Origin of the sequence: Rhodococcus sp. IEGM 1372 (assembly GCF_030056835.1) — a bacterium.
Taxonomy (GTDB): domain Bacteria; phylum Actinomycetota; class Actinomycetes; order Mycobacteriales; family Mycobacteriaceae; genus Rhodococcoides.
In genome coordinates, this window is record NZ_JASHKS010000012.1 from 26,229 (window position 1) to 52,416 (window position 26,188).

General features: G+C 64.6%; 26 protein-coding genes and 3 pseudogenes. 18 read left to right on the forward strand and 11 right to left on the reverse strand.

Annotation, left to right across the window (positions count from 1 at the left end; all coding sequences use genetic code 11):
* Positions 1-16 precede the first annotated feature (16 nt).
* From QM590_RS12845 to QM590_RS12860, 4 genes are all read left to right on the forward strand, one after another.
* Entirely contained in the window at positions 17-631 is a 615-nt protein-coding gene (locus QM590_RS12845) for a TetR/AcrR family transcriptional regulator (protein WP_149406897.1), read from the forward strand.
* The gene (locus QM590_RS12850; protein WP_269595201.1) at positions 628-1,506 is read left to right on the forward strand and encodes an ABC transporter ATP-binding protein; all 879 of its coding nucleotides are present in this window, start codon (positions 628-630) and stop codon (positions 1,504-1,506) included. Before QM590_RS12845 ends, QM590_RS12850 begins: the two co-directional genes overlap by 4 nt.
* Complete coding sequence (locus QM590_RS12855) at positions 1,503-3,086, forward strand: ABC transporter permease (RefSeq protein ID WP_269595200.1); 1,584 nt, start codon at positions 1,503-1,505, stop codon at positions 3,084-3,086. The genes QM590_RS12850 and QM590_RS12855 overlap by 4 nt, the downstream gene beginning before the upstream one ends.
* A gap of 101 nt (positions 3,087-3,187) precedes the next feature.
* Positions 3,188-4,306, forward strand: a complete 1,119-nt coding sequence (locus QM590_RS12860; RefSeq protein ID WP_269595199.1) for a GGDEF domain-containing protein — start codon at positions 3,188-3,190, stop codon at positions 4,304-4,306.
* Positions 4,307-4,324: 18 nt separating this feature from the next.
* On the opposite strand, the gene QM590_RS12865 is transcribed toward QM590_RS12860, so the two are convergent.
* Positions 4,325-4,819 (reverse strand): DUF4190 domain-containing protein, encoded by a 495-nt coding sequence (locus QM590_RS12865; protein ID WP_269595198.1) that lies wholly within the window; start codon positions 4,817-4,819, stop codon positions 4,325-4,327.
* Between the two features lie 112 nt (positions 4,820-4,931).
* The gene (locus QM590_RS12870) at positions 4,932-5,696 is read right to left on the reverse strand and encodes a pirin family protein (protein ID WP_269595197.1); all 765 of its coding nucleotides are present in this window, start codon (positions 5,694-5,696) and stop codon (positions 4,932-4,934) included.
* Between the two features lie 157 nt (positions 5,697-5,853).
* Between QM590_RS12870 and QM590_RS12875 the strand changes: the two genes are divergently transcribed.
* From QM590_RS12875 to QM590_RS12890, 4 genes are all read left to right on the forward strand, one after another.
* Positions 5,854-7,239, forward strand: coding sequence for a maltokinase N-terminal cap-like domain-containing protein (locus QM590_RS12875; RefSeq protein ID WP_269595196.1), 1,386 nt, complete (start codon positions 5,854-5,856; stop codon positions 7,237-7,239).
* 108 nt (positions 7,240-7,347) lie between these two features.
* Positions 7,348-7,515, forward strand: coding sequence for a hypothetical protein (locus QM590_RS12880; RefSeq protein ID WP_156516139.1), 168 nt, complete (start codon positions 7,348-7,350; stop codon positions 7,513-7,515).
* A gap of 164 nt (positions 7,516-7,679) precedes the next feature.
* Positions 7,680-8,114: a GtrA family protein gene (locus QM590_RS12885; protein ID WP_411741334.1), complete on the forward strand. Its 435-nt coding sequence runs from the start codon at positions 7,680-7,682 to the stop codon at positions 8,112-8,114.
* Positions 8,115-8,242: 128 nt separating this feature from the next.
* Positions 8,243-9,199 (forward strand): acyl-ACP desaturase, encoded by a 957-nt coding sequence (locus QM590_RS12890; RefSeq protein ID WP_269595194.1) that lies wholly within the window; start codon positions 8,243-8,245, stop codon positions 9,197-9,199.
* Positions 9,200-9,220: 21 nt separating this feature from the next.
* On the opposite strand, the gene QM590_RS12895 is transcribed toward QM590_RS12890, so the two are convergent.
* The 4 genes from QM590_RS12895 to QM590_RS12910 all read right to left on the reverse strand — a co-directional run bounded on the left by QM590_RS12895 (position 9,221) and on the right by QM590_RS12910 (position 14,125).
* Positions 9,221-9,913 carry a response regulator gene (locus QM590_RS12895; protein ID WP_269595193.1) on the reverse strand — a complete coding sequence of 231 codons (693 nt, stop codon included), beginning with the start codon at positions 9,911-9,913 and terminating at the stop codon, positions 9,221-9,223.
* The gene (locus tag QM590_RS12900) at positions 9,906-11,588 is read right to left on the reverse strand and encodes a sensor histidine kinase (protein ID WP_373454803.1); all 1,683 of its coding nucleotides are present in this window, start codon (positions 11,586-11,588) and stop codon (positions 9,906-9,908) included. Before QM590_RS12900 ends, QM590_RS12895 begins: the two co-directional genes overlap by 8 nt.
* A gap of 47 nt (positions 11,589-11,635) precedes the next feature.
* Positions 11,636-13,021 (reverse strand): GntP family permease, encoded by a 1,386-nt coding sequence (locus tag QM590_RS12905; RefSeq protein ID WP_269595192.1) that lies wholly within the window; start codon positions 13,019-13,021, stop codon positions 11,636-11,638.
* A gap of 90 nt (positions 13,022-13,111) precedes the next feature.
* Positions 13,112-14,125 (reverse strand): Bug family tripartite tricarboxylate transporter substrate binding protein, encoded by a 1,014-nt coding sequence (locus QM590_RS12910; RefSeq protein WP_269595191.1) that lies wholly within the window; start codon positions 14,123-14,125, stop codon positions 13,112-13,114.
* 109 nt (positions 14,126-14,234) lie between these two features.
* Here QM590_RS12910 and QM590_RS12915 point away from each other — a divergent pair, with 109 nt between their 5' ends.
* Complete coding sequence (locus QM590_RS12915) at positions 14,235-14,939, forward strand: M50 family metallopeptidase (protein WP_094640494.1); 705 nt, start codon at positions 14,235-14,237, stop codon at positions 14,937-14,939.
* Between the two features lie 25 nt (positions 14,940-14,964).
* Here the strand turns inward: QM590_RS12915 and QM590_RS12920 are convergent, their stop codons facing one another.
* Positions 14,965-15,435 carry a YdeI/OmpD-associated family protein gene (locus QM590_RS12920; RefSeq protein ID WP_068048844.1) on the reverse strand — a complete coding sequence of 157 codons (471 nt, stop codon included), beginning with the start codon at positions 15,433-15,435 and terminating at the stop codon, positions 14,965-14,967.
* A gap of 118 nt (positions 15,436-15,553) precedes the next feature.
* Between QM590_RS12920 and QM590_RS12925 the strand changes: the two genes are divergently transcribed.
* On the forward strand, positions 15,554-16,153 hold the full coding sequence (locus tag QM590_RS12925; RefSeq protein WP_269595190.1) for a YdeI/OmpD-associated family protein: 600 nt from the start codon (positions 15,554-15,556) through the stop codon (positions 16,151-16,153).
* Between the two features lie 7 nt (positions 16,154-16,160).
* Here the strand turns inward: QM590_RS12925 and QM590_RS12930 are convergent, their stop codons facing one another.
* The gene (locus tag QM590_RS12930) at positions 16,161-16,739 is read right to left on the reverse strand and encodes a TetR/AcrR family transcriptional regulator (RefSeq protein ID WP_269595189.1); all 579 of its coding nucleotides are present in this window, start codon (positions 16,737-16,739) and stop codon (positions 16,161-16,163) included.
* 56 nt (positions 16,740-16,795) lie between these two features.
* Between QM590_RS12930 and QM590_RS12935 the strand changes: the two are divergent.
* The 3 genes and pseudogenes from QM590_RS12935 to QM590_RS12945 all read left to right on the forward strand — a co-directional run.
* Positions 16,796-16,933, forward strand: a pseudogene (locus QM590_RS12935) (hypothetical protein); the annotation flags it as partial.
* Positions 16,934-17,051: 118 nt separating this feature from the next.
* Positions 17,052-17,579, forward strand: a complete 528-nt coding sequence (gene heR, locus QM590_RS12940) for a heliorhodopsin HeR (RefSeq protein WP_269595230.1) — start codon at positions 17,052-17,054, stop codon at positions 17,577-17,579.
* A 50-nt stretch (positions 17,580-17,629) separates the two neighbouring features.
* Positions 17,630-18,361: pseudogene (locus tag QM590_RS12945) on the forward strand (SDR family oxidoreductase); the annotation flags it as partial.
* Here QM590_RS12945 and QM590_RS12950 read toward each other — a convergent pair.
* Entirely contained in the window at positions 18,358-19,761 is a 1,404-nt protein-coding gene (locus QM590_RS12950) for a GntP family permease (protein WP_269595188.1), read from the reverse strand. The pseudogene QM590_RS12945 and the gene QM590_RS12950 overlap by 4 nt on opposite strands.
* A 116-nt stretch (positions 19,762-19,877) precedes the next feature.
* On the opposite strand from QM590_RS12950, the gene QM590_RS12955 reads away from it, so the two are divergent.
* From QM590_RS12955 to QM590_RS12980, 5 genes and pseudogenes are all read left to right on the forward strand, one after another.
* A complete protein-coding gene (locus tag QM590_RS12955) occupies positions 19,878-20,843 on the forward strand; it encodes a lysophospholipid acyltransferase family protein (protein ID WP_269595187.1) in 966 nt (321 codons plus the stop codon).
* A 96-nt stretch (positions 20,844-20,939) separates the two neighbouring features.
* Positions 20,940-21,935, forward strand: a complete 996-nt coding sequence (locus QM590_RS12960) for an ABC transporter ATP-binding protein (RefSeq protein ID WP_269595186.1) — start codon at positions 20,940-20,942, stop codon at positions 21,933-21,935.
* Positions 21,932-22,688 (forward strand): annotated as a pseudogene (locus tag QM590_RS25850) (ABC transporter permease). The gene QM590_RS12960 and the pseudogene QM590_RS25850 overlap by 4 nt, the downstream one beginning before the upstream one ends.
* Before the next feature lie 15 nt (positions 22,689-22,703).
* Complete coding sequence (locus tag QM590_RS12975) at positions 22,704-23,441, forward strand: lysophospholipid acyltransferase family protein (protein ID WP_149406915.1); 738 nt, start codon at positions 22,704-22,706, stop codon at positions 23,439-23,441.
* A gap of 66 nt (positions 23,442-23,507) precedes the next feature.
* A complete protein-coding gene (locus QM590_RS12980; RefSeq protein WP_269595184.1) occupies positions 23,508-24,266 on the forward strand; it encodes an SDR family oxidoreductase in 759 nt (252 codons plus the stop codon).
* A gap of 79 nt (positions 24,267-24,345) precedes the next feature.
* Here QM590_RS12980 and QM590_RS12985 read toward each other — a convergent pair whose 3' ends face one another.
* Both QM590_RS12985 and QM590_RS12990 read right to left on the reverse strand, forming a co-directional pair.
* Positions 24,346-25,239: a glucose 1-dehydrogenase gene (locus tag QM590_RS12985; RefSeq protein WP_269595183.1), complete on the reverse strand. Its 894-nt coding sequence runs from the start codon at positions 25,237-25,239 to the stop codon at positions 24,346-24,348.
* Positions 25,240-25,363: 124 nt separating this feature from the next.
* The gene (locus QM590_RS12990; protein WP_269595182.1) at positions 25,364-26,158 is read right to left on the reverse strand and encodes an SDR family NAD(P)-dependent oxidoreductase; all 795 of its coding nucleotides are present in this window, start codon (positions 26,156-26,158) and stop codon (positions 25,364-25,366) included.
* Positions 26,159-26,188 lie beyond the last annotated feature (30 nt).

Below are 26,188 nucleotides of genomic sequence, written 5' to 3' on the forward strand. Positions count from 1 at the left end.
GTTTAATGTGCTGTACATGCGTACAGCGTCGGAGGATCTCAGCACCAGGGCTCGAATCCGTGACACCGCGATCGGCGTGTTCGGCTCGCAGGGTTTCACCGCGGGCGTGCGGTCCATCGCCACAGCGGCAGGTGTCTCTCCCGGGCTGCTCAACCACCACTTCGGGTCCAAGGACGGCCTGCGCACTGCATGCGACGAGCACGTCCTACGGGTGATCCGGGAGTCGAAGGCCGCCTCGGCCGCGCCCACCGCGATGATGGAACAGCTCGCGGCCATCGACGAGTACGCACCGCTCGTGGCCTATATCGTCCGCAGTTTCGCTGCCGGCGGCACGTTGGCGCGAGAGTTGTTCGAGCACATGGTCGCCGACGCCGTCCGCTACATCGACGACGGTGTTCGCGACGGCCGTTTCACGCCCAGTCGAGACCCTGCGGCACGCGCCCGATTCCTGACGCGGCAGAACGTCGGCGGACTGCTGCTGTACGTGCAGATGGCCGGCCCCGACGTCGATTTCCGCGAGGCCCTGAGCGCGCTCGGTGACGAGATCATGCTTCCTGCACTCGAGCTCTACACCGACGGATTGTTCACCGACTCCCAGGCTTTGGACACCTATCTGGAGGCCACGTCATGACCGAAGCAATTTCCGTGGACGGCCTGGTGAAGACGTTCGGTTCGGTCCGGGCGCTCGACGGACTGGACCTGCATGTACCGACCGGTGAGGTGCACGGATTCCTGGGCCCCAACGGGGCAGGCAAATCCACGACCATTCGGGTTCTGCTCGGTCTCGTCCGCCCCACGTCGGGACAGGTGCGGTTGCTCGGCGGCGACCCGTGGGCCGACACCGTGGCGCTGCATCGACGCCTGGCCTACGTTCCCGGCGACGTGACCCTGTGGCCGTCGCTCACCGGCGGTGAGGTGATCGATCTGCTCGGCCGGATGCGCGGCGGACTCGACCCCGCCCGCCGCGCCGAACTGCTCGAACGGTTCTCTCTCGACCCGGGCAAGCGCACCCGCACCTACTCCAAGGGCAATCGGCAGAAGGTCGCGCTGATTTCGGCCCTGGCCTCCGACGTCGAGTTGCTGATCCTCGACGAACCCACATCGGGACTCGATCCGCTGATGGAACAGCACTTCGGCGACTGCGTGAAAGATGCTGCCCGACGCGGAGTCACGGTGCTGTTGTCTTCGCACATCCTGTCCGAGGTGGATGCGCTGTGCAGTTCGGTGACCATCGTCAGAGAGGGGCGGACGGTCGATACCGGGACTCTGGCCTCGATGCGGCACCTGACCCGCACCACGATCACCGCGGTGCTCGACCGAGTGCCCGACGGTCTGGCGGCACTGCCCGGTGTGAGCGCGGTGAGCGTGGACCGTTCCTCCGTCACCTGCACCGTCGAGAACGACGCCCTCGCGGCGACGATGCACGTGCTGGCCGACGCGGGAGTGCAGAGCTTGGCCAGTTCCGCGCCGACGCTCGAGGAACTGTTCCTGAGGTACTACGCATGAATGCCCTGACCGGAACGGGGGCGTTGCTGCGGTTGTATCTGCGCCGCGATCGTCTGGTGGCACCGGTGTGGATCGTTCTGCTCGGCGCGCTGCCCTTGCTCTACGCGGTCAGCTTCGAGGGTCTGTATCCGACGGCGGCGGATCGTCAGGCCTTCTATCTCGGCACGCTGTCGGCACCGGCACAGGCAGCACTCGTCGGCCCGATCTTCGGCAGCGATCTCGGTGCCCTGGTGGCGTGGCGCTCGGGGCTGGTGTTGGCACTGGTTCCGCTGGCGGCGATCCTCACCGTGGTTCGGCACACCCGCGGTGAGGAGGATGCGGGTCGGACCGAGCTGATCGGGTCGACGGCCGTGGGACGGCACGCGGGCCTGGCGGCAGCGATGCTGGCGGCGGGCGGCGGGGTGGCGGCGACGGGCGCGTTGTCGTCGATCTCGCTGTGGGGATTCGGGCTCCCGTTGGCCGGGAGCGTCGCATACGGGGCGTCGGTCGTCGTGGTCGGAACGGTTTTCGTCGGCTGTGCGGCCGTGGCGGCACAGGTGGCGTCGGGGGCACGAGCGGCTCGCGGTTACGCCCTCGGCGTGCTGGCCGTGGTGTTCGCAGCGCGTGCGATCGGCGACGCTGGCTCGGGCACCCTCTCGTGGTTCTCGCCGATCGGCTGGTCGTCGCAGGTGCGGCCGTTCGCCGACGAGCGGTGGTGGCCGATGCTGCTGTCACTGACGACCGCCACAGCATTCTGCGTCGGCGCGTTCGCCGCTGCGAGTCGACGCGATCTCGGTGCCGGCTTGCGGGCCGAACGCCGCGGCCGTGCAGCGGCCCTACCTTCTCTGTCCGGGCCGATCGCTCTCGCGTGGCGTCTCTCGCGCGGGACCGTTGCCGTCTGGACCGTCGGGCTCGCTCTGTTCGGCATCGCCATCGGATCGTCCACCGGCGGGATCGGCGACCAACTCGGCAGCAGCGCTGCCATCGGCGACGCACTGGAGAAGTTCGGTGGCAGCACCGTCGAACAATCGTTCATCGCCGCTGTGCTGAGCATCGTGGGCGTCGTCGTCGCCGCGTTCGCTGTCTCGGCCCTGCTGCGGTTGCACAGCGAGGAAGAGGCGGGCCTGGCCGAGATCGTGCTGGCCACCGGGGTCTCGCGCCTGCGGTGGCTGGCAGGTCACCTGGTGTGCGCCGTCCTCGGCGCAGCGTGGCTGCTGCTGGTCGTCGGTTTCACCATCGGGCTGACGTACGGGTCGGCCACCGGCGACATCGCAGGCGAACTGCCGTCCGTCCTGGTCGGTGCACTCGGCCAGCTGCCGGCCGTATGGGTGGTGACGGCCATCGGCGTGGCACTGTTCGGCGCTCTCCCCCGATTCGCGACCGTTCTGTGGGCCGTTCTGGCCGGTTTCGTCGCGCTCGGCCAGGTCGGGTCCGTGGTGGGCTTGCCTCAGCCGTGGCTCGATCTGTCGCCCTTCACCCATGTTCCGAGACTGCCGGGAGCAACGCTCACCCTGGTGCCGGTCGGCTGGCTCGTCGCGGTTGCCATCGTCGTCGGCATAGGAGGTTTCACAGCATTCCGGCGAAGAGACATCCGAGGCTGACGGCGGTCGAATAGCATTCTCCGTGGCCGATATGTCCGGCCCGGTCCGACGACGAAGCGTCCGGTCCGGTGATGGTCGGCTGGAACGTGCATGGAGGTTATGTGCAAACGACATTTTTGCGCACGTGGTGGCACCAGCCTCACAGTTACGAGTCGGTTGTCAGTTACCTGGCACTGCACGGTGCGCTCGCGCCGTATCGCCTCGCTGCAGCTCTGAGCACGTTCACGTACGGACTCGGCGCTGCCGCGCTGCTGTTGCTCACCGACGCCCCGCCGACCTCGGCGATCGGTAGGTCGATCTTTTTCATTGCGATCGTGTCGACACTCCTGGTCGGTGTCATCTGGCTGAAGGCTCCGTGGCCGACGAAGCGCGTGTCGTTGATGTTCGCCGCGTACTCGGACATCGGAGTAACGCTGATTCTGTTGTCCTACGGATCGCCACAGGACACATTCGTGGCCCTCGCGCTGCTCGCAGCCAACAGCGTGTACATCCAGCTCTTCCACAGTCCGAAGGTCATGGCCCTGCATCTGCTCTGGGCCGGAGCGAGCGTGACTCTGTTCTTCGTGCTGATCCTGCTCTCACCCGAGGCCGATCACGGTCTGGCCGTCGCGCAATTCGTAGTGCTCGTCCCCATCACGTTCATGGGCCCCACCTTCTTCCAGTACCTGATCCTCAAACTGCAGGTCCAAGCGCAGGCCGCCAATTTCGACCCACTCACTCAGGTGCGCAATCGACGAGGTCTCGACGAGGCGCTCCCGGTGTATTTCCTCGGTGCGACCGATGTGTCGGTGATGGTCGTCGACGTGGATCGATTCAAGTCGATCAACGACAGATTCGGTCACCACCAGGGCGACGCGGCCCTGCAGCTCGTTGCACGCCGGTTGACCACGGACGGTGTGCTGGTCGCGCGGGTGGGCGGTGAAGAATTCGCAGTGGTGACCAAATCAGCCGAGAACGAGGCCCTCGCACTGGCCGAGAAGTATCGGAATGCCGCGTATTTCGCGGAGGACCCCGCACCACTGACAGTGAGCATCGGCGTCGCGCACTGCACGTATCCCGTTGCCGAAGGTATCGGTTTCGACGTCGTCGAACTCACCACACTGTTGCTGCGACGAGCCGATGCGGCGATGTACGAAGCCAAACAGCAGGGCGGCAACCAGGTGGTCGTGGCGGGCTCGACGCCCCGAAACGATCGGACTCCGTCAGGCACCGAGACGTGAGTGCGGCGACGCTGCGACTCAGTTAGGAGTCGAGTCGTCGTACTGGTTCTCCACGTTCTGCTGGAATTCGTCGGCACATTGCTGTTGCGCCGCAGTATCGCTGCCTGCGTTGCTCAGGCAGTCGGTGAAGTCCTGGCCACCGACTGCGTTGAACAGGCCGACGCCGACGACGACGAGAACGATCGACAGAGCTGCGGCCACGAAGCCGAGAATGATCGCGACGAGCGACACGGTGCCGTTGGTGGCGGTGCGCTTCTTGTACCGGGACCGTCCGATGAAGCCGAGAACGATGGCGATCAGGCCGAGAAGAATTCCGCCGACGATGGTCCAGGAGAACAACAAACCCAGAATCGCCAGGACCAGAGCCACGGTGCCGACGGTGTTCTTCGGGGCTACCGGCTGTTGTGGGTACCCGCCTTGCTGCGGGATCCCGCCCTGCTGGGGGTACTCACCAGGTGAAGGATAGTTTCCGGGCGGGGGATAGTTTCCGGGCGGCGGATTCTGATTCGACACGTCGAGTACCTCCGAGATCGGCGATCGTGAACGCTCGGAGTGTATGCAGGTGTCTGCTGTGCGCACAGGCCCCCACGCGCTCCCGTGATCAACTTGTCATCGAACGTGGTTGTCAACCGCCCAGTCGCGAATGCATCTCCCAGATCAGCACCTCGGCCGGCTCGGTAGCGGTGATGGTCTGTCCACCAGTCGAACTCATGCGGACGGCGTCGCCCTCCCAGAGCTCGCCCACCCCCTCGAGCGTGACGGTGCCGCGCGCGACGAACAGGTGCACGAACGGGGCGTCGGGCACCGTCACCGAATTTCCGGGCAACAGCCTGGCGGCGTGCAGTGCCGCCGACTTCTGTGAGATGCCGATCGCCGCCTGCCCGCGGTGCTTGTCCATGCCCGACGCGACGGTGACCAAGCCGCCTCGCAGTAATTCGTCGCCGATTTCGAGCTGTTCGTACCCGGGAGTGACACCGGGACTGTCTGGAAGTACCCACATCTGCACGAAGCGAACGGGTTCGGTGTGCCTGTTGCCGTCGATGCTCCAGGAGTCGTTCTTCTCGGAGTGCATGATGCCCTTGCCCGCGGTCATCCGTTGCGCGAGGCCGGGGTAGATGATTCCGGAATGACCGATGGAGTCCTGATGCACCAGTGAACCCTGCATCACCCACGTGACGATCTCCATGTCGCGATGCGGATGCGTCTCGAATCCCTGACCGGCAGTGACGATGTCGTCGTTGTTGACCAGCAGCAGACCGTGATGGGTGTTGTCGGGGTCGTAGTGCTGGCCGAAGGAGAACGAATGTTTCGAGTCCAGCCAGGACACACGGGTTTTCGATCGATCACCGGCACGATGTACGTCGATGTGGGCGGTCAGTGGAGCGGACATGAGACCACTCTACGAGCATGTCTGTGCACCGGCGTACGACCTGCATAACGTTCGGGTGTCTTTGCCGTCGGTGTGTGGGCGGCACCGGGAGTGGGTAGGTTTCGCTACGTACGCTCACATGCTTCGCAAACTCCGAAGAAGGCGGCGAGAGATTCTCATGGTCGGTTCCAGCTCGAGTGTGGCACACACGGTCGAACCCCAGCTCGAGGACGCTTTGGCGGCGTGGTTGCCAGGTCAACGGTGGTTCGGCGCAAAGGGTTCGACGGTGAGTTCGGTGCGGATCGTCGCGCGCGACGTGCTCCGAGACGAACCGCACTTCGCGGCCGAGCATCTGCTGGTGGAGGTGCAGTTGACGCAGGACGGCGCGGCCGTGGTGCAGACCTACCAGGTGCCCCTGGGCTTCCGAACCGAACCGGCCGACGACCTCCGACCGTGGTTGCTGCCCGTGGCGGGCGACGTGGCCGTGTACGACGGTCTGCGCGACCCCGAGGTCATCGGCCTGTACGGAGATGCGCTTGCTGCCGGAAAAGCCACTGGCAGCATCGAATTCAAGGTCGTCGACGGTTCGAGTGTGCCGAGCGGTCTGCGTGGTCGGGTTCTCGGGGCCGAGCAGTCCAACACCTCGGTGATTCTCGGTGATCTGCTGTTGCTCAAGCTGTTTCGTCAGGTGCCGCCGGGAATCAGTCCGGATGTGGAACTGCATCGCGCGCTGGCACAGGCGGGGAGCGTCAACGTTGCACCGCTTCGGGGCTGGCTGGAAACCGAAGTCGGTGGTGAACCCACGACGCTCGGAATGGCTCAGGATTTCGCCGCGAACTCCGCCGAGGGGTGGACTGCGGCGCTGGCCAGTGTGCAGGAGGTGTTCGACTCACCGGAGACGCCGATCGAAGACCTGCCCGCAGATTTCGCCCCGGACGCCCACCGAATCGGAGCAGCCGTGGCGCAGGTGCACCACGACCTCGCATCGGTGCTGGGCACCGCCGAACGGTCGGTCGAATCGACCGCCGTCGAGGAGATCCTCGCCCGCATCTCGGGAGTCGCCAGGGTGGTGCCGGAGATCGCGCAGTACATCCCGGCGGCGACCGCGCTGATCTCCCGGGCGGAGGCGTCGAACAGCACCACGGTGCAGCGCATCCACGGCGACCTGCATCTGGGTCAGGTGTTGGGCATTCCCGAACGGTGGCTGCTCATCGATTTCGAGGGTGAGCCGGCGAAGACCTTGGCCGAGCGTCGGCAGATGGACAGCGCTCTGCGTGACGTGGCGGGAATGCTGCGCTCGTTCGACTATGCCGCCAACCACCTGCTGGTCGATCTGCCCGAGGACCATTCGGCGCGAGAGCGAGCCGAGAAGTGGGCGGCCCGCAGCATCGCTGCATTCTTCGACGGCTACGCCTCGGTGGCCGGGCACGATCCCCGCGAGGAGGCCGACCTGTTGCGCGCATACGAGCTGGACAAGGCCGTGTACGAAGTTCTCTACGAGGCGCGCAACCGGCCCACCTGGCTGTCGTTGCCGCTGCGCGCCGTGGCGCGCCTGGTGAGCTGATCGGTGAGCTGGGGGTGCGGGAGTGGAGCCTGCAGCAACGACCCAGGGGTCGTGGTCGACCGGCCTGTCTACGACAAGTACCGTATTGCCTGACACGGGAGGCAGGACATGAACGGTATCTTGGCAATTTTCGGCATCGCGGTGGTCGTCATCACCATCGTCGTGGTGGTCGTGCTCGTTGCGGTGTTGTTCGTCGCATCGATCAAGCCCAACAGTCTCAACATCGACCTGGACCGCAAGAAGCGCGCTCGGGAAGAAAGTTCCACGAAGGCCTGAGACTTCCGTCACGCCCGAGACCGATTCGTTCTCGGGCGGAGTTGTATCGAGTCGAAGCGCCGACCGACGCTTCCGGTTCTACAACTGGAGTCCTCGTGAGCACTTCCCTGAAAGCTCCGGCCGCGTCCGGATCGTCGGGCTGTGCGCCCCGCATCAGGTCGCGGATGCTCGGCGAGTCGGTGCTCGCTCAGTTCGCGCGCTTCGTGATCGTCGGGGTATCGAGCAACGGTGTGTACGCCCTGCTGTTCGTCGCTCTCGCTTCACTCGGATCGTTCACTGCCAACCTCGCAGGTGTGGCCGCGAGTACCGTGCTCGCCAACGAGCTGCACCGCCGTCACACCTTTCATGCGGCCGGTCGTGTCGGCTGGTTCCAGACGCAGTGGGAAGCCGGGGGACTGGCCCTGATCGGGCTCGGCCTGAGTACCGCCTCACTGGCCGCAGTGCACATCCTGTTCCCGGCAGCGCCGACGTACGTCCAAGTTCTGGTCGTCATCGCTGTGGGTGGCATCTTCGGAGCCGCCCGGTTCCTCGCTCTCCGTGGCTGGGTGTTCCGTCCGGCGACGCTCGCGTCCTCGGGTTCCGGTCTGGCTGCTCGCTGAGCTGTGACGTTGCACCATTGCGTGCAGACATCGATTGCTACCTCTAACAGAATCCGGGCAAGCCTCCGCGTGTCGCGCATCGATCGCCCTAGGCTTGCGAGCTGACGTCAACGCGAGGAGGCATCTCGATGGCCAGGGATCTGACACAACTCGAACTTCTGCAAGAGCTGGTGCCCACTGCCGAGGACAATGTGAACCGTCACATCTCGATGGCGCGGGAGTGGCACCCTCACGACTACGTCCCGTGGGACGAAGGTCGCAACTTCGCCGCACTCGGCGGCCAGGACTACGACCCGGAGCAGTCCAAACTCTCCGACGTCGCACAGGCCGCGATGATCACCAACCTGCTCACCGAGGACAACCTGCCGTCCTACCACCGTGAGATCGCCGAGAACTTCTCCCAGGACGGCGCCTGGGGAACCTGGGTCGGCCGCTGGACCGCCGAGGAGAACCGGCACGGCATCGTCATGCGCGACTACCTCGTGGTCACCCGCGGCGTCGATCCCGTCGCCCTCGAAGAAGCCCGCATGATCCACATGACCAACGGCTACGTCTCGCCCGCGGGGTCGCAGGTCGGTCTGCTGCACTCGGTCGCCTATGTGACCTTCCAGGAACTCGCCACCCGCGTCTCGCACCGCAACACCGGCAAGGTCTGCGACGATCCGATCGCCGACCGGATGCTCCAGCGCATCGCCGCCGACGAGAACCTGCACATGATCTTCTACCGCAACATCACCGGCGCAGCGATGGACATCTCGCCCGATCAGACGTTGCAGGCTGTCTCGGACATCGTGACGAACTTCGTCATGCCCGGTGCCGGGATGCCGAACTTCCGCCGCAACGGTGTGCTGATGGCCAAGCACGGCATCTACGACCTGCGTCAGCACCTCGAGGACGTCGTCTGGCCGGTCCTGCGCAAGTGGAGCGTCTTCGAGCGCAACGACTTCACCGCACGCGGTGAGAACAAGCGCGAAGAACTCGCCGCATTCCTCGAAGACCTCGAGCGGCAGGCCACCAAGTTCGAGGAGATGCGTGATCGGTCCCTCGCCCGCGAACGCGCGAAGGCCGAAGCACGCGCGTCCTAGTGCCTGCGGCGAAGCCGCTGTTCAGGTCGAGTCGGTTGCTCGGTATCGGTGTACCGGCCTTCCGGCGCGGCCGTATTCGAGTCGGACCGTGAGGACCCCCGTAGAGGCATAGTGCTCCAGGTATCGCCGCGCGCTCACCCGCGAGAGACCGGCGAGGTCTGCGCATTCACTGGCCGATACCTCGCCGCCCTCGCGAACTGTCCGTAGCACGAGCGACCCGGTTTCCTGGCTCAGCCCCTTCGGCAGGCTCGGGCCCGCGGACGGACTCGGTGCCCCGAACAGCGAGTCGATCATCGACTGGTTCATGCCTTTCGAGCTCGACAGCGCACGAGCTCGTCGGCGGAAGTTTCCTAGTTTTTCCAGTAGCTGTGGGTACTCGAACGGCTTCACCAGATAGTCGGCGGCTCCACCGTGCAGCGCACGGCGCACGGTGTCCAGCTCTCGGGCTGCGGTGACGACGACGACTGCCACGCCGTTACCTTCGCTGCGCAGACGTTGCAGCGCGTCGAGTCCCGAGCGGTCCGGGAGGTGGACGTCGAGAAGCACCAGATCGGGTGCAAGCGTGCGGACTGCAGCGACCGCATCTGCCGCGGTGTGAACCACGCCGACGGTGCGAAAACCAGGGGTGGCATCGACGAATCGTCGGTGTATGTCTGCAACCATGAAATCGTCGTCGACGACGAGGACCTCGTAGGTGCGGTCCGATTCACTCATCTGTCCCGTCACTTCCGACGCCTGCCACGCGCGCGTTCCCGTGTCGCGGTGATTCGTGGTCGTACGGAATACGCACGGTGAATCGTGCACCGCCGGTTCCCGGAGCATCGTCGACCTCGGCGGTGCCACCATGCTGGGTGCTGACGATCCGGACGAGCGCGAGTCCGATGCCTCGCCCTCCGGGTGTCTCCGTCTTCGATGTGACGCCGCGCGAGAAGATTTCGGCGCGCATGCTGTCGGGAACACCTGGTCCGGAATCGGCGACCTGCATCTCGATGCCGTCGGAATCATCGATGTCGACCACGACGCGGGCACCCGTGCTTCCGGTCGACGCATCCACGGCGTTGTCGATCAGGTTGCCGAGCACGGTGATGATGTCGGTGGCGAGCATGGGATCCAAGGTCTGCAGCCGAGAGGTCGGATTCAGTTCCAGCGCAACACCGGTCTCGGCAGCCAACGATGTCTTCGCGATCAACAATGCCGCGACGGCCGGGTCGGAGATACTTCGGGTGACGGCGTCACTGATTTCTGCTCGACGGCGTGTCAGTGCACCGACGAAGTCCGTCACTGCGTCGTGGTCGCCGAGTTGAGTCAGACCCGAAATGGTGTGCAACTGGTTGGCGAATTCATGAGTCTGCGCACGCAATGTGTCGGTGACCGACTTGTGGGAGGACAGCTGACTCTGCAGCCGAGCCAGCTCGGTGCTGTCACGCATGGTGGTGACCGTACCGATACGTCGGCCCCTGCTCGAGGCCGACCGCCGACTGAGCACCAGCATTCTCGTCGCCGTCGGGAGCACCACATCGCCGCTGTCCTGAGCGTCGATCAGGTACCGGCGGACAACTGGATCCAAGGGAACCTCGTGAATACTGTGGCCGATCACCGTGGCTGCACCGGAAGCATGCTCGGTCAGGCCGAGGAGTTCGGCGGCGCTGTCGTTGAGGACCGTGATCACACCCTCGGTGTTGACTGCAATCACACCCTCACCGATGCTGTGCAGCAACGCTTCTCGATGATCAGCGAGACTGGCGATCTCCTCGACCTCCAGCCCGCGTGTGTGGGTCTTGATACGCCGAGAGAGCAGCAAGGAACCGATGAGCCCGAGGACTGCTCCGAGTCCGAGATACAACAGCAGCGGTGCCCCGGCATCGGCGACGAGGCGCCAGGTGGACGGGTACGTCGAGCTGACGGCAACAACGGCCAGAACCTCGCCTGTCGGCGCGAGAACCGGGACGTGACCCGAGATCGATTCTTGTCCGTCGACCCGGACATCGCCGGTCCAGGCCCGTCCGTCCTCGGCATCACTCGCACCGAGTTCCCCGGCGATCCCGACGCGATCCGGAACGGAGGAAGCGACGATCACGGATCTGCCCACGTCGGTCGCGTCCAACACGACGACGTCGGCGACGGATGCCCCGGACAGGTCGACGGCCCGGTCCACCTCCGGTGCCAAGACCTTGTCTGCTTCGACGGATGCAACCTGTTCGCGGACAACAGGAGTCGAGGCGAGGTTCTCGGCAACGGCGAGGAGGCGTCCGCCCTGGGTGTCGCGGAATTCCACACCGGCCTGGTGCACCGAGACGCCTGCTACCGCGACCAGGACCACGGCGACGACGACCAGCTGCAACAGCAGAACCTGGCCTGCCAGGCTGCGCGGTGCCGGTCGTCGTCGCATGTGCCTCATGATGCCTGCAACCCCCTCCGACCGTGGCGAGTACGGAGTCAGATCGACGCCAGGACGTACACGACCGACGACAAGGCGAACCCGACGAGCGAGATCAGGGTCTTGATGACACTCCACGTCTTGAACGTCGTCGGGACGTCCATACCCAGAAGCTTGCCGATGAGCCAGAAGCTGGCGTCGTTGACGTGGGGGAAGATCGACGACCCTGCAGCGAGGGCGAGGATCATCGCGACCGTCTGAACCGGATTCAGCCCCGCTGCCATGATCGAAGCACCGAGGAGCCCGGCCGACGTGGTGATGGCCACGGTGGCAGTGCCGAGGGCGATGCGCAGGATGGCTGCGACGGCGAAGGTGGAGACGATGAGCGGAAGACCCAGGTCGCGAAGCGTCTCGGCGAGGGCGTCACCGATGCCGCTGGCGAGCAACACCGCGCCGAACATCCCGCCGGCCCCGGTGATGAGTACGACGGGAGCGATCGGCTTGAGCGCGTTGTCGAGCAGATCCTCCACGAATGTGGCCGTGCGGCCGCGACGAAGTGCGAGCACATAGATCGAGACCATGACCGTGATGAGCAGGGCGACGGGTGTGGATCCGATGACCTGCGGGACGGTGACCAGCGGCGAGTTCTCGTCGAGGCTGCCGGTTCTGGCCGCTGTTGTGAGCGCCGTGTTGGCGAAGATGAGCAGCAGCGGGAGCATGAGCAGCGCGATGATCACACCCGGCTTGGGAGGGTTCTCCACCGTCTCCACCTGCGGGCCACCGCTCAGCAGATCCGGCACCGGGAGGTAGATCCGCTTGCCGATGAAGGTGCCGTACAGATGGCCGGCGATGAACCAGGTGGGCACTGCCACGAGGATGCCGATCAGGATCGTCAGTCCGACGTCGCCGCCCAACAGGATGGTCGATGCGACGGCACCTGGGTGCGGCGGCAGAAAGACGTGCATGGTCGACAGTGCTGCTGCAGCGGGCAGGGCGTACAGCAGGACGCTTCCGCCGAGCCGGCGAGCCACGCCGAAGATGATGGGGAGCATCACCATGAATGCGGCGTCGAAGAAGATCGGGAACCCGAACAGCAGCGACGCGACTCCCAGTGCGAACGGGGCGCGCTTGTCGCCGAACTTTCGGACGAGCGCACTGGACAGCGCCTGTGCTCCGCCGCTGATCTCGGCGAGCCGGCCGAACATGGCACCCAATCCCACGAGAAGTGCAACTTCACCGAGGGTGGTACCGAATCCGTCGATCAGTACGTCCTGGATCTCCGAGATCGGAATGTGCGCAGCGAAAGCCGTTCCGAGAGAGACCATCACGAGTGCCAGAAGCGGATGTACCTTCAGCTTGATGATCATCAGCAGTAGTACCGCGATGGCGATGCCGGCGATCGACAGCAGCGCCGTTGTGGAAAGGGTTTGGACCCAGTCGTCCACGAGATGTCCTTCCGTGATTCGATCAGCGCACGGCGAAGCCTCGCAGTGCACTGTTGGACGCCGACCTCGATCGGCAGTTCGGGGTGGTTGTTACCGGGTGATGCCGAATTCGGCCAAGGTGGTTCTTACTCGAATATCTTCTGTCGCAATGAATTCCGAGAAATCAGCCCCAGTGAGGAACGAGTCGGTCCATCCGCGCAGAGGCATCGCGGCCTGCCATTCGTCCGTGTCGCGCATACGGGTCAGCGCGTCGACCAAGCCGTTCCGGGCCGAGTCCGAAATGCCGGGTGGAGCTACGAATCCGCGCCAATTGGTGAATTCGAGCGGGATACCGGACTCGGTGAGTGTCGGGGCGTCGTACGCGGCGGTGACACCGCGGGACCGTGCGTCGGGTGCCTTCGATACTGCGAGGATGCGAAGCGAACCACTGTCGACTTGATCGATGTACTCACCCGCTCCTGCCACGCCCACGTCCACAGTGCCGTCGAGTACTGCCGCGAGGAGATCGCCGGCACCGTCGAACGTCACCAGGTTCAGGGCCTCGGTGTCGATGTCGGCTGCACGGGCCAACTCCACGGTGAACAGGTGATCGGGCCCGCCCAACGCAGAGCCCACGCCGACGACCACCTGCTGCGGTCCGCGACGCCAGGCGTCGAGGAAGCCATTCAACGACGGCATCGGAGAGCCCGATCGAACGACGAGAGCTTCCGGTTCGTCCACCAGCCGTGCAAGTGCGGTGGCGTCCGACAGTCCCCAAGGTGCCTCGGCCACCTGCGCGACTCCGACAACACCCACCCCGACCATGCCGATCAACGCACTGTTGCCTGCCTCACGAACGAGCCTGGCCAGCGCGACGGAACCGCCACCGCCGATGACGTTGAACTTCTCGATGGGCCCGGTCAGGCCGTGCTTCTCGAGAATGCGCGACGCGGTTCTGGCAGTCACGTCGTAACCGCCGCCCGGAGTGTTGGGAATGAGCATCCGTAGATCCGACGGAGTCGTCGACCGACCGAAACCGGTACACCCGGCCGAGAATGCCATCGGCAACGTCGCCAGGCACGCCAGCGCGCGCCGTCGCGTCATCGAGCTCGGTGGATTCGTCATCGTGCGTTCATCTTGACCCACGGCCGTGACCGCCGTCACCCATAGGTAACCAATGATCACAAAGTTCTTTGTGGTCCTGCGGTGCTTCGGCGTTGCCGCATACTGGGGTGTGAACGAATTCTGGGACCGCATTTCCGCGGTGAGTCCTGATCCGCCGGTGTGGATCGTCCAAGTTGCCGCGCTGGCCGCTCTTGTCATCGTGGTACTGCCGCAGACCTGGCGCATCGCCCGCAACGTCGTGACCATCGCGCACGAGGGTGCGCACCTGTTCGTTGCGCTGATCACCGGCCGACAGCTGATGGGCCTGCGACTGCACTCCGACACCTCGGGCGTCGCTATCTCGAAGGGCAAGCCCACCGGCCTCGGCGTCATCGCGATGACCTTCGCCGGATACGTGGGGCCGTCGCTGCTCGGTCTCGGCGCCGCGTTCGTGCTCGGAACCCAGCATGCAGTCGCGGTGTTGTGGATCGGCGTCGTGTCGATTGCGTTGATGCTGTTGATGATTCGCAACATCTACGGGCTGCTCTCACTCGTCGTCGTCGGCGCTGCCCTGTTCGTCGTGTCCTGGTGGGGCACCGGAGAGCAACAGGTCGCGGCGGCGTACTTCATAACGTTCTTCCTGCTGATCGCCGGTCCGCGTCCCGTTCTCGAACTGCAGAAATCACGCAGCGCAGGACGGGCCAGGGACTCCGACGCCGATCAGCTGGCTCGGTTGACCTTCCTCCCCGGCATCGTCTGGGTCGGCCTGTTCCTGCTCGTCACCGTCGGCTCACTGGCATTGGGGGCGTGGCGAATTCTGATGCCGGTGCAGTGACGGGAAGCCGGGTGGTCCTACCGGTCTACGAATTGTCGGTCAACATCCTCACCAGTCGGGCCACCCGATCTGCGCGGGTCTGCTCGCGCGCCGCGTTGTCGATCGGCATCAACAATTGGCGCCGTTCGCTCGCGCGCTTGCGCTCCCAGGCCGCTGTGCACTGTGCGTTCTCCATCGCCTCCTCGAGGTCTTTCGGAACCGGCACCAGATCGGGGTCGGCCGGCTCGAACTCGCACGACAACAGATCACCGATGTGGACGCCCAATCGGCGCTGAAGGCCCGCACCGACATAGACGAAGGACCCGGGCATCACATCTGCATCAGCCTTGTTCAGTCCCAAGTTGAGGCTGAGGCCGTCGATCGAACCGTCGATCCGGCGCGTCGGCCATCGCTTCGCAGCCTCGACCAATTCTGCCGGGACTCGGACGATGGCATACGTGTTCTTGCCCCACGTCAACGGTTCGAGCACTCCGTCGAATCGAATGCGATCACTCACGATTACCTCGCATCGTAGACACACCGCTGAGGGAAAATTCGCCCACGATCGCAGCATAATCGAGTAGATGTCTCCGAGACGAAGACGGACATTCGAGGCAATGAGGGAAGGGATGCTCATGGACGACGCACCGAGAGTGCATGCCGAGACACGTGCGCAGTGGCGGACGTGGCTGTCCGCCCATCACGGAACTGCGGAATCGGCGTGGCTGGTGTCGTGGAAGAAGGCCACTGGAAAACCGGCGATCAGCTACGACGACGCCGTCGCGGAAGCGCTCGCGGTGGGGTGGGTGGACAGTCGACCCCGCAAGCTGGACAACGATCGAACCATGTTGTATTTCTCGCCCCGCAAACCCGGGAGCGCATGGTCCCGTCCGAACAAGATCCGTATCGAGGCCCTTCGCGAAGCAGGCCTGATGCTTCCGGCGGGAGAGCGCGCCGTCCAGGCTGCCGTGGCCAACGGAGCATGGACCGTTCTCGACGAGGTCGAGGATCTGATCGTTCCCGAGCACCTGGCCGCCGCCTTCGCCGAACACGTTGATGCGGAGAGCAATTGGAACCAGTTTCCGCCGTCCACGCGTCGCGGGATTCTGGAGTGGATCGTGACCGCCAAGCGGCCCGAGACCCGAGCCTCTCGAGTGCGCGAGACTGCTCGGCTCGCATCGATCGGCGAGCGCGCAGCTCGGTGGCAACCCAGGCGGGACCGACAGCCGGGGTAGCCGGCCGTCACGCGCGAAGCGATCCTCGAAAGATGATGTCCAGCAATCGGTGTCGCGCCTCGGTAGGTGATAGCTGTTCCTCCAGCACGTGGGAGGTCATCGAGGTGATCCCCGCGATGACAAGCCCGGCCAGCATCTCGACGTCCACATCGGCCCGAAGACGTCCTTGCCTGCCCAGAACAGACAGCAGCCCGTGTACGTCTGCGCGGAACCGCTCGATGTGTCCGGTGACGGCCTGCGGCGGCGATCCCAGTGCGGCCGTCGTGAGCAGGGCCCTCGTCGGAGATTCGACGAAATAGTTCAACTGCAGGTCGATGTAGTCACCCAGCACCGTCATCGGATCCGACCCTGCGCCCCGGTCCAACACGTCCTGAAGCCGCGCCTCGACGCGCACCACTTCCTGCTCGACCCAGGCTTCCAGAATCCGAGGCACGTCCGGAAAGTAGCTGTACAGAGTAGGTCGGGACACCTTCGCACGCGCGGCTACCGCGGACATCGTCATGCGCCCGGTCCCCTGCTGACCGGCCAATTCGATCGCGGCGAGCATGATCCGTTGGCGAGCGGACAGCTCTTCGTCCGTCTTCACAGCGTTCTCCCCACCACTCCTTGTCAGCAGCCTTACAACCTGTAAGGCTATCGGTCATGGCACGCACTCCGCACCCGGCCGTCGCGACCGAGCATCCTCTGTCTCCGGACAGGCTGAGGCGACTCCGCATCTGGAACCTCTCGCTGTCCGCGCTGCACGCTGTTCAGGCCGTCGCGGTGCTCGTCATCGCATCCGACTTCGCCATCGATGTGACCACCGCCTACCCCGCGGGACCGCCGGGAACGGTGGTCCCGCAAGCGCAGGAAGCGTTCGCGGTTCCCCATCGGTATCGCCGTCGCCGTCTTCCTCGCACTGGCGGCGGTGGATCACTTCGTCACCGGGGTTCCACTACGAAAGTCCTACGAACGCAACCTCTCTCGCGGTATCAACCCGTTTCGATGGCTCGAGTACAGCGTCAGCGCCACGATCATGGTGGTCCTCATCGCCCTGTACGCCGGCATCACGCAGATCAGCGCGCTGATCGCGATCGTGGGTGCCAACGTCGCGATGATCCTGTTCGGTTGGCTCCAGGAGCGCTTCAACCCACCTGGACACCGACCGGACCTCACCGCGTTCTGGTTCGGCTGTGTCGCCGGTGCCGCACCCTGGGTAGCGATCACCGTGAACCTCGTCGGTGCTTCGGAAGTTCCCGGGTTCGTCTACGGAATCTTCTTCTCGCTGTTCGTCTTCTTCATGAGCTTCGCGGCCAACCAATGGCTGCAGTACCGAAGGATCGGGCCGTGGCGGGACTACGCATTCGGCGAGTTCGTCTACCTCGTACTCAGCCTCGCCGCGAAATCTGCTCTGGCCTGGCAGATCGTTGCCGGGTCGCTCGCATGATCGGACGCGGAAGGTCACACCCGGGGTCCTTCGACGACGGCGTGGTTCTCATCACCGGCGCGACATCGGGCATCGGTGCCGGACTCGCCACCCGGTTCCACGCGCGTGGGGCCAACGTCGTCATCACCGGTCGCGACAGCGTGCGCCTGAGTGCGATGGCCGCGGAGCACCCCGGCATGACGCCGATCGTCATGGACGTCTGCGACCCGGAATCCGTGGGCCGCGCGATGGCGGAGATCGCCGCGTCGATTCCGCATCTGACGACTCTGATCAACAATGCCGGAGTCCAACGCCCACTGGACTTCTCGGCGCAGGAGCAGCCGGCGAGTGCCGACATCGCCGACGAGATCGCCACCAATTTCACCGGCCTCGTGAACGTCACCTCGGCAGCGCTGCCACTCCTGCGTCGTGCTCCTCGCGCGAGGGTGGTGCACGTGGGCTCCGGCCTCGGCTTCGTTCCGCTCACCGGCGCTCCCGTGTACTCCGCGACCAAGGCAGCCGTGCACTCGTTCACCGTCAGTCTTCGGCATCAACTGCGCCGAACCACCGTTCAGGTCGTCGAACTCGTCCCGCCGATAGTCGACACACCGTTGCACCGCAACATGGACAGCGCGCCGCCGATGGCGATGCAGTTGGAGAAGTTCCTCGACAAGACGATGGCCGGACTCGACAGAGGCCGCGACGAGATCGCCATCGGACTGGGCCGAGTGTCGATCATCGGGTCGAGGCTCGCTCCGTCGGTCTTGCTCGGACTCGTCAATCGAGGCAGTCCACCCCGCTAGAACACCACCCACAGCAGTGATGCCAGGGCGAAGATAGCCAGTCCCAGTGTCGTTTCCATGACGGTCCAGGTCTTGATGGTCGTCTTTTCGTCCATTCCGAAGAAGCGGCTGACGAGCCAGAAGCCGGAGTCGTTGACGTGGGAGAGCACGGTGGCTCCAGCGGCCAGGGCGAACACCAACAGCGCGATCTTGAAGTTGCTCAGATCCAATTCGGCCACCTGCACCGAGATCAGTCCTGCGGTCGTGGTGAGCGCGACGGTGGCCGAACCCTGCGCGACGCGTAGCGCGGTGGCGATCAGGAAGGCCTGCAGCAGGATCGGCAGTCCGAGGCCGGACAGCGAGGAGGTGAGCGACTGCCCGATGCCGCTGGCCCGGAGCACGCCACCGAACATGCCGCCGGCACCGGTGATCAGGATGATCGAGCAGATGGGGCCGAGGGCCTGATCCATGTACTTGGCACCGTCGGCGACGGGGAAGCGTCCCGGCGCGAGGATGAACAGAGCCAGCAGCAGCGTGATGAGCAGCGCGATCGGTGTCTGACCGATGAGCGTCAGCGCTGCGGCCCAGGTCTCGTCTCCGGTCAGCACACCCGACGTGGTCAGTGTGTTGACGACGGTGTTGAGAGAGATCAACACCAGAGGCGTCAGCAGAATGAACAGCACCGCACCGAACTTCGGAGCCGGATCGCGCAGCGCGGCCATTTCCTTGTCGTGCTCCTCGGAGCCGGCAGCGCCGTCGGAGAAGAGATCTGCAGGCAAGGTGTGGAACCGCTTGCCGAGCTGGGTACCGACGAGGTACGAGCCGACGAACCAGGAGACGACGGCAACGGGAACGCCGACGAGCAGTACCGAACCGATGTCGCCGCCGAGCAGTTCGGTGGCAGCGACCGGACCGGGGTGCGGGGGAACGATGGCGTGCATCGCGGCAAATGCGCCTGCGGTCGGGAGGGCGTACAGCAGCACCGATCCGCCGAAACGTTTGGCGACGGTGAAGATGATCGGCAGGAAGACGACGAGGCCCGCGTCGAAGAAGATGGGGAAGCCGAAGATGAGTGCGGCGACACCGAGCGCCAGAGGTGCGCGTTTGGCCCCGAATCGGTTGATCAGGGTATCGGCCAATACCTGTGCGCCACCGGTGATTTCGAGCAGTCTCCCGACCATCACGCCGAGCGCGACGAGCAGCGCCACCGAGCCGAGCGTGGAACTGAAGCCCGAGAGCAGGGCCGACGGCACGTCCGCCAGCGGGATCCCGGCCGCGACGGCAGTGACCGCGCTGACCAGGACCAGGGAGACGAAGGCGTGCAGTTTCACCTTCATGATGAGGAAAAGCAGGATTGCAACGGCTGCGGCGGCGATCAGCAGCAGAGCTGTCGTTCCGTATGCCGGTTCGATCGGATCCATCGGTATACCTCGTTCGCTCGGCTCGAATTCTGACCATAACGGACACTCGGGACGTCGCGCGGGGTTACGAGCGCTGGTTGTGAGTCGGCTTCGGACGGGTGGAGTACCGTGCGGGTATGAGTGATGGGGATCACGTACTGGGTGGGGACGGCTCCGAAGAACCGACGAAGGAGCAGCTGCGCGAGCAAGCGCAGCGGTACGCCGCGGCTGCGCGTCTGAAGATGAAAGAGCGTCGGGAGAAGTCGTCCGGGGGCCTCGGAGCGGTGGTTGCCGAACGCGCAGGCGACTGGGACCTCGACGATCAGAACACCGTGGCGATGGACCGGCAGCAGCGACTCTGGAACGGGGTGATGGACCGCTACTTCCGGATGGAGATCGACGGTTGGGAGACCATTCCGGAGTCGCCGGTGCTCGTCGTCGGCGTGCATTCGGGTGCGCCGTTCGTCTGGGACGCGTGGACCGTCGGCGCTCAGTGGTGGCGGCACTTCGGTGAAAGACGCATCCTGCACGGAACCGCGCACGATGCCTTGATGGCGTTCCCCCTGATCGGAAAGGTCTTTCGATCCATGGGGGTGCTTCCCGCGGCACCGGACTCGATGTCGACGGCACTGGCCGAGGGCCGAGACGTCATCGTGTGGCCGGGCGGCGAGGTCGATTCGCTGCGGCCCTGGAGCAAACGGGACGAGGCGACCCTCGGTGGACGAACCGGCTTCATCAAGCTCGCCATCCGGATGGGTGTTCCCATCGTGCCGGTGGCAACGGTGGGTGGGGCCGACGCGATGCCGGTGCTCATCCGCGGCGACAAGCTGTCGAAAGCGTTGAAGCTGGACAAGATTGCGCGGTTGAAGGTCTTTCCGATAGCGATCTCGCTGCCGTGGATCATTGCGCCCGCGGCGCTACCGCAGATTCCGTTGCCCGCGAAGATTCGCACTCGATTCATGCCGCCGGTCGAACTGGACCATGATCCGGCGCGGTGCGAGGACGAGGCGTACGTCGACGCCAAGTACGACGAGGTACGCGCGAGCATTCAGTCCGGGATGGACGCCCTGGCCCGTAAACGAAAGTTCCCCGTCTTCGGTTGATCGACCGCCGCAGTGGCATCGCGGACCGAAGCTGACCGCGATCGTTTCTAACGTCTCCGTCGTAGGGATTCACCGCTACGACGAGGGGCGTCACAGATGATCGAAACTTCGGGATTGACCAAGACTTTTCAGCAAGGCAAGAAGACCGTCGAGGCGGTGCGCGGCATCGATCTGACGATCGGTGAGGGAGAGTTGGTGGCTCTGCTCGGCCCCAACGGGGCAGGCAAGTCGACCACTCTGCGGATGCTGACCACGTTGCTGGCACCGACGTCGGGATCGGCCCGCATCGCCGGATTCGACGTGGGCAAAGACCGGGATCGAGTCCGCCGCAGCCTGGGCTACGTGGGTCAGGGCAACGGTGCGGGCCACAATCAGCGCGTCCGCGACGAGCTGGTGGTGCAAGGGCAGTGCTACGGCATGACGCGTCGCCGATCAGGCAGTCGTGCAGACGAATTGATCGAGGCACTCGAACTCGGCGAGCTCGCGACTCGTACCGTGTCGACGCTGTCCGGCGGGCAGCGTCGACGCCTCGACATCGCACTGGGTCTGGTGCATCGGCCGCCGTTGCTGTTTCTCGACGAACCGACCACCGGCATGGACCCGCAGAGCCGGGCGAACCTGTGGGACCACATTCTGCGGCTGAGGCGAGAGATGGGCACCACCATCGTGCTCACCACGCACTATCTCGACGAGGCCGATTCGATGGCCGAGCGGGTGATCGTCGTCGATCGCGGCACCGTCATCGCCGACGACACCGCCACCGCACTGAAATCGGAACTGGCAGGCGATCTGATCGTCCTCACCGTGTCCGACGCGTCGGCGCTGGCTGCGCTTCTCGGCGGTGCAGCCGGTGTCAGAGACGTGACGGTGGCGGGTTCGCGTCTGAACATCCGGGTCGAGCGGGCCGAGATCGTTCTTCCGGATCTCCTGCGGCTGAGCGAGTCTCATGGGATCACGGTGCACACGGCAGACACGACGCGACCGACCCTCGACGACGTGTTCCTCGGCCTCACCGGGCGCAGTCTTCGTGAGAGCGCCGCGACGGATTCCGCACCTCTCGAAACCGCAAGCACGGCAGGAGAACTCCGATGAGCGTTCTGTCGGGAAGTACGTTGGTGATGGGCCGCGAACTGCGGCCGATGGTCCGCGATCCGTTCACGGTGATCTTCAGTCTCATCCAACCGTTGATCCTGCTCGCACTGTTCGGCCCACTGCTCACCGAGGTGCCCGGCCTCGGGGACGGAAGCGTCTGGGACTGGTTCGTTCCGGGGGTGCTCGCGATGATCACCATCTTCGGAACCTCCATGACGGGCTCGAATTTGTTGGCGGAGTTGCAGCAGGGGTCTCACGAACGGATGTTGGTGACCCCGTTGCCGCGGTCGGCGCTGCTCGTCGGGCGCGCGTTCAAGGAGATGGTGCCGCTGGGCTGCTCAGGCCGTCTTGATCATCCTGGTGGCGTTGCCACTCGGCCTGTCCGTGAATCCGATCGGTGCGGTCGTGGGCATCGTGCTGCTCGGCGTGTTCGGGGTCGGTCTGGGCGCGTTGTCCTACACGCTGGCTTTGGCTGTGCGCGGCCAGGATTGGGTGTTCTGGTCGATACAGCAGACTCTGATGTTCCCACTGCTCATCCTGTCGGGCACGATGCTGCCGCTCACCACTGCCCCGGGATGGATGCAGTTCCTGGTGAACATCAACCCGCTCGGGTACCTGGTCGATGCCGAACGCGCACTGTTCGCGGGCGACTTCACGAGTTCGACGGTGACGGCCGGCGTCGTCGCGGCCGTGGCTACCGCTGCGGTCGGACTTACCGTCGGGATCCGGGCTATGGGTTCCTCGCGGGTGTGAGGCTAAGCTCGGCTCATGGATCGGCCTGCGGTAATTCTCGAAAACGATGTGACCGTGTACGACTTCTATCTGCGTCATCAGCAGAATCGTCAGGTCGCGAGGTTGGCTTATGCCACCCTGGCCAGGCGATTCCGCCCGCGGGTGTCGTATCCCGACGGTGCCCGTGAGGAGTTGCGTCGTCTCGTCTACGACAACACGCGTCTACTCATCGCGGTCAATCATCTGACCGAGAACGATCCGTACACCCTCGCAGCGGCGGCATGGGCGTCGCCGCTGCGTCCGGTCATCGGTCGCACCCGGGTGCTGGCCAAGGACGAGCTGTTCCAGGAACCCAAGCAGCGCAAGCGAATCGACATGATGGGCGGTATCCCCGTCTTCCGCGGCAAGAACCACGGCATGCGGGCCGTCAGCGCCGCGGGCAACCGCATGATGGACGTCAGTGCCGAGCGGATGAAGCGAGGCGACGATCTTGCGGTGTTCCCCGAGGGAACCTGCAATCTCGAGGATCCGACGACGGTGCAGCACGTCGGCAGCGGCATCGGCCACATCGCGATGCGGGCGCGCAAGCTCGGGGTCGAGCCGGTGCTGATCTGTATCGGTCTGAGCTACGGTCCCGGTGCGCCGAAGGTGAAGCAGGCCAGCGTCTACATCGACACGCCCATCACCGATTTGCCCGAGAAGCCGATCGACTTCACCCGAGTGGTGGCAGAGGGAATGCAGAAGGCACTCGACGGAGCGGTGGCTGCGTACTGATCGCGTTGTCGGTGTTGATAGAAACAGAGGACAGTTATCGAGTTCGGCGTCGTAAGGGAGATATTCGTGAGTGATCAGATCAAGACGGCCATTGTCACCGGTAGTGCACAGGGAATCGGTGCTGCGGTCGCCAAGCGGCTGGCCGAGGACGGTTTCGGAGTTGCCGTGGTCGACCTCGACGAGGCCGCGTGCAGCGACACCGTCGGTGCCATTCAGTCCGCAGGCGGGCAGGCAGTGGCCATCGGTGCCAACGTCGCCGACGAGGAATCGGTGCAGACCGCCGTCGATCGCATTGCGAGCGAATTCGGTGCGCCGACCGTACTGATCAACAACGCGGGCATCACTCGCGACAACCTGCTGTTCAAGATGACGGTGCAGGACTGGGATTCCGTTCTCGGCGTCCACCTGCGCGGATCGTTCCTGATGACCCGCGCGGTCCAGAAGCACATGATCGACGCCAAGTGGGGCCGCATCGTCAACCTGTCGAGTACGTCTGCTCTCGGCAACCGCGGACAGGCCAACTACTCCGCAGCCAAGGCCGGCATGCAGGGCTTCACCAAGACCCTCGCCATCGAGCTCGGCAAGTTCGGCGTCACCGCCAACGCCATCGCCCCGGGATTCATCGAGACCGAGATGACGGCAGCCACCGCAGAACGCGTCGGCATGCCGTTCGAGGACTTCAAAGCCGCTGCTGCGTCGCAGATTCCGGTCAATCGCGTCGGACATCCCGATGACATCGCGCACCTGGCGTCGTTCTTCGTCAGCGAGGGTGCCGGCTTCATCTCGGGCCAGGTCGTCTACGCCGCCGGTGGGCCCAAGGACTGACCTCTCCTGAACACGTGAATGGACCATTCACCAGCCCAGACGGGTGTGAATGGTCCATTCACTCAATACGGGTGACAATCTACGGCGTCGGCATACCACCGTTGACGTTCAGTGTGTCGCCGGTGACGTAACCCGATTCGGCCGACGACAGATAGACGTACGCACCGGCGATCTCGGCGGGCTGCCCTCCGCGTCCGAGCGGTGTTTCCTTGCCGAATTCCGGCAGTGCCGAGGTCGGCTGGCCGCCGGCTGCCTGCAGCGGTGTCCAGAACGGTCCCGGCGCAACGACATTGACGCGGATTCCCTTCGGTGCCAACTGTTGTGCGAGGGCCTTGCTGATGGTGTTGATGGCCATCTTCGTGGTCGCGTAGTCCACCAGTCCCGGTGACGGTGTGTATGCCTGGATCGAGCTGGTGTTGACGATGGTGGAGCCGGCGGGCATGTGCGGCACCGCTTCCTGGATGATCCAGAACAGTGCGTAGACGTTGATTTTGAACGTCTGATCGAATTGCTCGGACGTCAGGTCGGCCAGATCTTCGACGAATTGCTGCTTACCTGCGACGTTGATCAGCAGGTCGAGGCCACCGAGCGCGTCGACGGCAGTGCGCACGATGCCGCGCGCGGCCTGCTCGTCGGTGAGATCTGCCGGTGCCAGGACTGCGGTGCGGCCGGCGTCGCGGATCAACTGCGCAACTTCCTGCGCGTCCTTCTCTTCTGCCGGTAGGTAATTGAGAACCACGTCGGCACCCTCGCGTGCGATGGCAATGGCTGCTGCTCGTCCGATTCCGGAATCGGCACCGGTGATCAAGGCCTTGCGGCCGGTGAGGCGTCCGGATCCACGGTATGTCTGCTCACCGTGGTCGGCGAGGGGCTGAAGATCTGCGGCCAGGCCGGGCGGATCCTGGTGCTGCTCCGGGAAGCCGTCCTGGCGGTACTGCGTGACGGGGTTGGTGAAGGTGTACTGATCGCTCACTGTGGAATCGTCTCCGAATACGGTGAAATGCGTGAAGAACCTCTGCTTGATTCCGTGTATCTCACGCATGCCCCGAAGCGGTCGGCCACAAACTGTGACCGACCGGACCGGCCCTACGAGAAACTCAGGGCAGTATCGAATCGACGTAGCCGCCGTCGACGCGTAGAGCGCCACCGGTGGTCGCAGAGGCCTGCTCGGAGCTCAAGTAGACGATCATGTTGCCGATCTCCCTCGGCTCGATCAGGCGTCCGATGAGCGATTGTGGCCTGTGCTCCTTCATGAACTGCGCCTGCGCCTCGTCCCAGGGGAGGTCGTCGCCGACGAGCTCGCCGACGAACTTCTCGACGCCCTCGGTGTGGGTGGGGCCCACGATCACGGAATTGACCGTAACTCCGCTTCCTGCAGCAGCTTTCGCGAATCCGCGGGTCACTGCGAGCAGGGCGGTCTTCGTCATTCCGTAGTGGATCATCTCCTCGGGAATCACGACCGCGGAATCGCTGCAGATATTCTGGATTCGGCCCCAGCCCGCCTCGGTCATCGCCGGCAGATACGTGCGGATCAGCCGGATTGCCGAGAGCACGTTCACCTCGAAATAGCGACGCCATTCGTCGTCGTCGATGTCGAGAGCGGGTTTGGCTCCGAAAATACCGAGGTTGTTCACCAGAATGTCGACCACCGGCACCTTCGCGAGCAACGTCTCGACTCCGTCGGCCGTCGCGAGATCGGCAGCGACGACGATCACCCGCGCACCGGGGACTTCTGTCATCAACTGTTCCTCGGCCGAATCCAGCGCCGACTCGCTACGGCCGTTGAGGACCACGCGCGCACCGGCGCGGGCCAATTCGGTGGCAATCGCCAATCCGATGCCCTGACTGGAGCCGGAAATCAAAGCGGTGCGGCCGTCGAGATCGATGTTCATGAAGCCTCCCAAAGTTGTGGAACGACTCCA